The following is a 6,524-nucleotide window of genomic DNA, read 5'->3' on the forward strand; positions in this document are numbered from 1 at the left end:
GCGGCGCCGGGGGCGCCGGGGGCGCGGCGGCCGCCGCGCGGGGCCGCCCCCACCGCCTGGAGGGGGTCGTGGTCCGCGGCGACCAGCGGGGCCGGGAGTTGGGCTTCCCCACCGCCAACCTGCTCTGCCACCGGTACGCGGCGGTGCCCGCCGACGGGGTGTACGCGGCCCGGCTGATCCGGCGCGGTCAGCGTGAACCGCTGCTCGCGGCGGTCTCGGTGGGCACCAACCCGACCTTCTCCGGCCGGGAGCGGCGGGTGGAGGCGTACGCGCTGGACTGCTCCGGCGACCTGTACGGCGAGCGGCTGGCCCTGGACTTCGTGGCGCACCTGCGTGGTCAGGTCCGGTACGACTCGATCGAGCCGTTGATCGCCCAGATGAACCAGGACGTCGAGCGCACCAGGCGCGCGTTGGCCTGATCGTCGTGGCGTGACGGGCCGCCACCGAGGCCCTTCGCCGGGTGTTACCGGCGAGTGCTGGTAGTCTTGCCGGGACGTCGGGTGACCGGCGTGGGGCCTCGCGTGCCTGCTCGACGCCGCGGGTGCGAGGTACCGGTCCGTTCCCGGTCCATCGGGACGACGGACACCCACTTGATCAACCCATCGAAACAGGGAGAACATGGCGCTCGATCAGGAAGCCAAGGCCAGCATCCGCGCGGAGTACGCGACCGCCGAGGGCGACACCGGTTCGCCGGAGGTTCAGGTCGCGGTCCTCACCAAGCGGATCGCGGAGCTGACCGAGCACCTGAAGGTGCACAAGCACGACCACCACAGCCGCCGTGGGCTGCTGCTGCTGGTCGGCCGGCGCCGTCGGTTGCTCAACTACGTCCAGAAGAAGGACATTGCCCGCTACCGGTCGCTCATCGAGCGGCTCGGTCTGCGCCGGTGACGTGACGGGGGAGTGGCCGGACGGCCGCTCCCCCGTGCCGCGTCCCACCTGAAGAACACGGGCCGCGCGACCACCCGAGAGGGAGCCGGTCAGCGTACCGGTCTCCGGTAGTGGCCCCCGGGAACCCGGCATCATGCCGACCACCCGGGCGCTTCGATCGAAGACCGGCCGGCTGAGCAGCTCCCCGATGTCGTGGGCCCACGACGCGAAGGAGCACGACAGCACATGACCGAGACCAAACTCGGCACCGAATCCCGCACCGCCGTGATCGACAACGGGTCCTTCGGCACCCGTGAGATCACCTTCTCCACCGGTCGGCTGGCTCGCCAGGCCGCCGGTTCCGTCATCGCCCAGCTGGGCGAGACGGTGGTTCTCTCCGCCACGACCGCCGGTAAGCACCCGAAGGAGCAGTTCGACTTCTTCCCGCTGACCGTCGACGTCGAGGAGCGGATGTACGCCGCGGGCCGCATCCCCGGCTCGTTCTTCCGCCGTGAGGGTCGGCCCAGCGAGGACGCCATCCTCACCTGCCGGCTGATCGACCGGCCGCTGCGCCCGTCCTTCGTCAAGGGCCTGCGCAACGAGGTCCAGGTCGTCGAGACCGTCCTCGCGCTCGACCCGCAGCACCCGTACGACGTCGTGGCGATCAACGCCGCCTCGATGTCGACCAAGCTCTCCGGCCTGCCGTTCTCCGGCCCGATCGGGGCGACCCGTGTCGCCCACATCGACGGCCAGTGGGTCGCCTTCCCGACCCTGGAGGAGCTGGCCCGCGCCACCTTCGACATGGTCGTGGCCGGCCGCACGCTCGACGACGGCGACGTCGCGATCATGATGGTCGAGGCCGAGGCCACCCCGAACGCCGTCGCCCTCATCTCGGCCGGTGCCACCGCCCCGACCGAGGAGATCGTCGCCAGCGGCCTGGAGGCCGCCAAGCCGGCGATCCGTGAGCTGTGCCGCGCGCAGAGCGAGCTGGCCGAGGTCGCCGCCAAGCCGGTCACCGAGTTCCCGGTCTTCCTGGACTACCAGGACGACGTGTACGACGCCGTGGCCGAGCTGGCCCGCGCCGACGTGGCCGAGGCGATCACCATCGCCGGCAAGGCCGACCGTGAGGAAGCCCTGGACCGGGTCAAGGCCCGCGTCGCCGAGGAGCTGGGCGCTCGGTTCGAGGGTCGGGAGAAGGAGCTCAGCGCTGCCTTCCGCTCGCTGACCAAGTCCGAGGTGCGCAACCGCGTGCTGCGCGAGCAGGTCCGCATGGACGGGCGTGGCCCGCGCGACATCCGGGCGCTGACCGCCGAGGTCGGGGTGCTGCCCCGGGTGCACGGTTCGGCGCTGTTCGAGCGGGGCGAGACCCAGATCCTGGGTGTCACCACGCTGAACATGCTCCGGATGGAGCAGATGGTGGACACGCTCTCCCCGGAGAACCGCAAGCGCTACATGCACAACTACAACTTCCCGCCGTACTCGACCGGTGAGACCGGCCGGGTCGGCTCGCCGAAGCGTCGGGAGATCGGCCACGGCGCCCTCGCCGAGCGGGCGCTGATCCCGGTGCTGCCGTCGCGCGAGGAGTTCCCGTACGCCATCCGGCAGGTCTCCGAGGCGCTCGGCTCCAACGGCTCCACCTCGATGGGTTCGGTCTGCGCCTCGACGCTGGGCCTGCTCTCCGCCGGTGTCCCGTTGAAGGCGCCGGTCGCCGGCATCGCGATGGGCCTCATCTCCGACGAGGTGGACGGCAAGACCCAGTACGTGACGCTGACCGACATCCTCGGTGCCGAGGACGCGTTCGGTGACATGGACTTCAAGGTCGCCGGCACCCCGGAGTTCGTCACCGCGCTGCAGCTCGACACCAAGCTCAACGGCATCCCGTCGGACGTGCTCGCCGCCGCGCTTCAGCAGGCGAACGAGGCCCGGCAGGTCATCCTCGGGGTCATGAAGGCGGCGATCGAGGCTCCGGCCGAGATGTCCGACTACGCGCCGCGGGTCACCACCGTCAAGATCCCGGTCGACAAGATCGGCATGGTGATCGGCCCGAAGGGGCAGACCATCAACGCGATCCAGGACGAGACCGGCGCCGAGATCTCCATCGAGGACGACGGCACGATCTACGTCGGCGCCACCAACGGCCCGTCGGCCCAGGCGGCCGTCGACCGGATCAACGGCATCGCCAACCCGACGCTCCCGAAGCAGGGCGAGCGGTTCCTCGGCACGGTGGTCAAGACCGCCGCGTTCGGCGCGTTCATCTCGCTCCTGCCGGGCCGCGACGGCCTGCTGCACATCTCCAAGGTGGGCGACGGCAAGCGGGTCGAGCGGGTCGAGGACTTCCTCAACGTCGGTGACCGGGTCGAGGTCGAGATCGCGGACATCGACGCCCGCGGCACGATCTACCTGGCCAAGGTCCGCCCGGAGGGCACCGAGGCTCCGGCCGCCGGTGAGGCCGCCGCTGGCGACCGGCCGGCTGGTCGGGACCGCGGCGACCGGGCTCCGCGTGACCGCGGTGACCGTGAGCGCGGCGGCGACCGTGGCGGGCGTGGCCCGGAGCGCGGCGGCGAGGGCGGTAACGGCGGCGAGGGTGGCGAGGGCGGCGAGCGTCCGCGCCGCCGGACCCGGCACAGCTGATCGTCGTACCTCGCATCACCCACCCCTCGTCGAACCGGGAGCACCACGTGAGTCGGGCCTTCAGCGCGCCGTTTCCACCGGATCGACGGGGGGTGGCTGCGTCTCGGGGCACCGGGGCGGGCCGTTCCGGCGGCACCGCCCGCGCGGTGACCCGGACGCTCAGCGACGACCCGCTGGGCGGCACGGTACGACGTACCGTGCTGCCCAGCGGCCTGCGCGTCCTCACCGAGGCGATTCCGGCGATGCGCAGCGTCTCGTTCGGCATCTGGGTGGCGGTCGGCTCGCGAGACGAGACCGGCCCGCAGGCGGGTGCCGCGCACTTCCTGGAGCACCTGCTCTTCAAGGGCACCCACAAGCGCACCGCACTGGAGATCTCCTCGCAGATCGAAGCGGTGGGCGGTGAGACCAACGCCTTCACCACGAAGGAATACACCTGCTACTACGCGCGGGTGCTGGACGAGGACCTGCCGCTGGCGATCGACGTGATGTGCGACCTGGTCGCCGACTCGTTGTTGGAGCCGGCCGACGTCGAGACCGAGCGCGGCGTGATCCTGGAAGAGATCGCCATGCACGACGACGAGCCGGGCGACGAGGTGCACGACCTCTTCGTCCAGGCCGTCTACGGCGACCACCCGCTGGGCCGGCTCATCTCCGGCACCGCGGAGACCGTCACCCCGATGACCCGCCGGCAGATCCAGAACTTCTACCGGGGGCGTTACACAGCGCCGCAGATCGTCATCGCCGCCGCCGGCAATCTCGACCACGCGGCGGTGGTCAAGCTGGTCCGTCAGGCGGTGCGCGGCACCCCGCTGGACAGCGACCCGGCCAGCCCGGCACCGCACCGCGCGGCGACCCCGGCGGTACGCACCAGGCCGGTGACCACGGTGGTGGAGCCGAAGGAGACCGAGCAGGCGCACGTCATCCTCGGCTGCCCCGGCATCGACCGGCTCGACGATCGCCGGTTCGCCCTCGGGGTGCTCAACAACGTGCTCGGTGGCGGCATGTCGAGCCGCCTGTTCCAGGAGATCCGCGAGCAGCGCGGCCTGGCCTACTCGGTCTACTCCTACGCCAGCCAGTACGCCGACAGCGGCCTGTTCGCCGTCTACGCCGGCTGCGCGCCGGGCAAGGTGGACGAGGTGCTGGCCCTGACCCGCGCCGAGTTGGCCCGGGTGGCCGCCGACGGGTTGACCGAGGCCGAGGTGGCCCGGGGCAAGGGGATGAGCAAGGGCTCGTTCGTGCTCGGCCTGGAGGACACCGGTTCCCGGATGAGCCGGCTGGCGAAGGGTGAGCTGCTCTACGGCGACCTGATGCCCGTCGACGAGCTGCTCCGCCGGGTCGACGAGGTCAGCGTGGAGGACGTCAACGTCCTCGCCGCCGAGTTGCTCAGCCGCCCGATGTCGTTGGCAGTGGTGGGCCCGTTCGGCGCTGGCGACTTCGCGGTCTGAGGGCTGTCGCGGCCCGGTTTGGGGCGCGTCCCGGTCGGTGGAGCCGCCCGGATCCGACGACTGGGGCACGTCCCGATTGGGATAGGTTGTGCCCCGTGACTGACGAGCAGGAGAATATTCGGGTCGGCGTGTTCGGCGCGCGCGGCCGGATGGGCATCGAGGTCTGCAAGGCCGTCGACGCCGCCGACGACCTCACCCTGACGGCGTCGATCGACCAGGGCGACAGTCGTTCGGCCGTCTCCGCCGCCGAGGTGGTCGTCGACTTCACCACGCCGGACGTCGTGATGGACAACCTCCGGTGGTGCGTCGAGCAGGGCATCAGCGCGGTGGTCGGCACGACCGGCTTCACCGAGCAGCGGTTGGAGCAGGTGCGCGGCTGGCTGGCCGACCGGCCCGAGGTGGGTGTGGTCATCGCCCCGAACTTCGGCATCGGCGCGGTGCTGATGATGCAGTTCGCCGCCCGCGCCGCCCGCCACTTCGAGTCCGTCGAGAACATCGAGCAGCCCCACCCGCGCAAGCTGGACGCCCCGAGCGGCACCGCCACCCACACCGCCCGGCAGATCGCCCGGGCCCGCGCCGAGGCCGGCCTCGGCCCGGTGCCGGACGCCACCAAGGACGAGGTGCCGGGTGCGCGCGGCGCCGACATCGACGGGGTACGCGTCCACGCGGTGCGCGCCACCGGCCTGGTCGCCCACCAGGAGGTGCTGTTCGGCGGCATCGGCGAGACGCTGACCATCCGACACGACTCGTACGACCGGGTGTCGTTCATGCCGGGCGTGCTGCTGGCCGTCCGCGCGGTGCGCAACCGCCCCGGCCTCACCGTCGGCCTGGACGCCCTGCTCGACTGACCGCAGATCTTGGACAGTTTCCGTTCTCCCGTGACGGAAACTGTCCAAGATCTCTCTGTCCGGGCCGGGTAGCATCCGCCGATGATCGATAACGCACACCTGGATCGGCTCGGTCGGCGGGTCACACTCCGGCCGGTCGACGACGACAACTGGCGGGCGGTGGCCGACGTCGCCCCGCGCGACGACCAGCGCCGGTTCGTGGCCGCGCTGGGTGCCCGCTACCTGCTGCTCAGCATGCGCTCCGACGTGTGGAACTCCCTGGCCGTGTACGCCGACGAGACCGTCGTCGGCCACGTCATGTGGGGTGTGGACGACGACGGCTCGCACTGGATCGGCGGGATGCTGATCGACGCGGCGGAGCAGGGCCGGGGCGTCGGCCGGGCCACCGTGCAAACCCTGGTGCCCTGGCTGGCGGCCCAGGACGGAAACCCCCCGGTCCGCCTCTCGTACCACCCGGACAACACCCCAGCAGCGGCCCTCTACACCTCCCTGGGCTTCCACCCCACCGGCGCCATGGACGACGACGAGCTGATCGCCGAACAAGCCCCCTGACCCTCACCCCCGCGATCTTGCACTTTCTGCGGTGGCACAAGGGGCATTCCACGCATCCCGACAACTGAAACCGCAAGATCGCCGGAGCCGCCCGGTCTGACCCTGTGTCGATCATGGAGTTGTGGTGCCTCGCAGAAGGGGCACACATGGAGCTTTCGCCCATCACAACTCCATGATCGAC

At 71.1% G+C, this 6,524-nt stretch carries 6 protein-coding genes; all 6 read left to right on the forward strand.

The window, feature by feature from the left end; all coding sequences use genetic code 11:
- Positions 1-419: riboflavin kinase (locus tag KBX53_RS18015; protein WP_210860500.1), on the forward strand; the 419-nt coding region annotated here is incomplete at its 5' end.
- 199 nt (positions 420-618) lie between these two features.
- Positions 619-888 (forward strand): 30S ribosomal protein S15, encoded by a 270-nt coding sequence (gene rpsO, locus KBX53_RS18020; RefSeq protein WP_030337594.1) that lies wholly within the window; start codon positions 619-621, stop codon positions 886-888.
- Positions 889-1,113: 225 nt separating this feature from the next.
- Positions 1,114-3,498, forward strand: a complete 2,385-nt coding sequence (locus KBX53_RS18025) for a polyribonucleotide nucleotidyltransferase (RefSeq protein WP_210860502.1) — start codon at positions 1,114-1,116, stop codon at positions 3,496-3,498.
- 47 nt (positions 3,499-3,545) lie between these two features.
- Entirely contained in the window at positions 3,546-4,943 is a 1,398-nt protein-coding gene (locus tag KBX53_RS18030; protein ID WP_030337592.1) for a pitrilysin family protein, read from the forward strand.
- Positions 4,944-5,038: 95 nt separating this feature from the next.
- The gene (gene dapB / locus KBX53_RS18035; RefSeq protein ID WP_210860504.1) at positions 5,039-5,791 is read left to right on the forward strand and encodes a 4-hydroxy-tetrahydrodipicolinate reductase; all 753 of its coding nucleotides are present in this window, start codon (positions 5,039-5,041) and stop codon (positions 5,789-5,791) included.
- Positions 5,792-5,872: 81 nt separating this feature from the next.
- Complete coding sequence (locus KBX53_RS18040) at positions 5,873-6,343, forward strand: GNAT family N-acetyltransferase (RefSeq protein WP_210860506.1); 471 nt, start codon at positions 5,873-5,875, stop codon at positions 6,341-6,343.
- Positions 6,344-6,524 lie beyond the last annotated feature (181 nt).

The sequence above is a fragment of the Micromonospora sp. M51 genome (genome assembly GCF_018070305.1).
Lineage (GTDB): Bacteria > Actinomycetota > Actinomycetes > Mycobacteriales > Micromonosporaceae > Micromonospora > Micromonospora parva.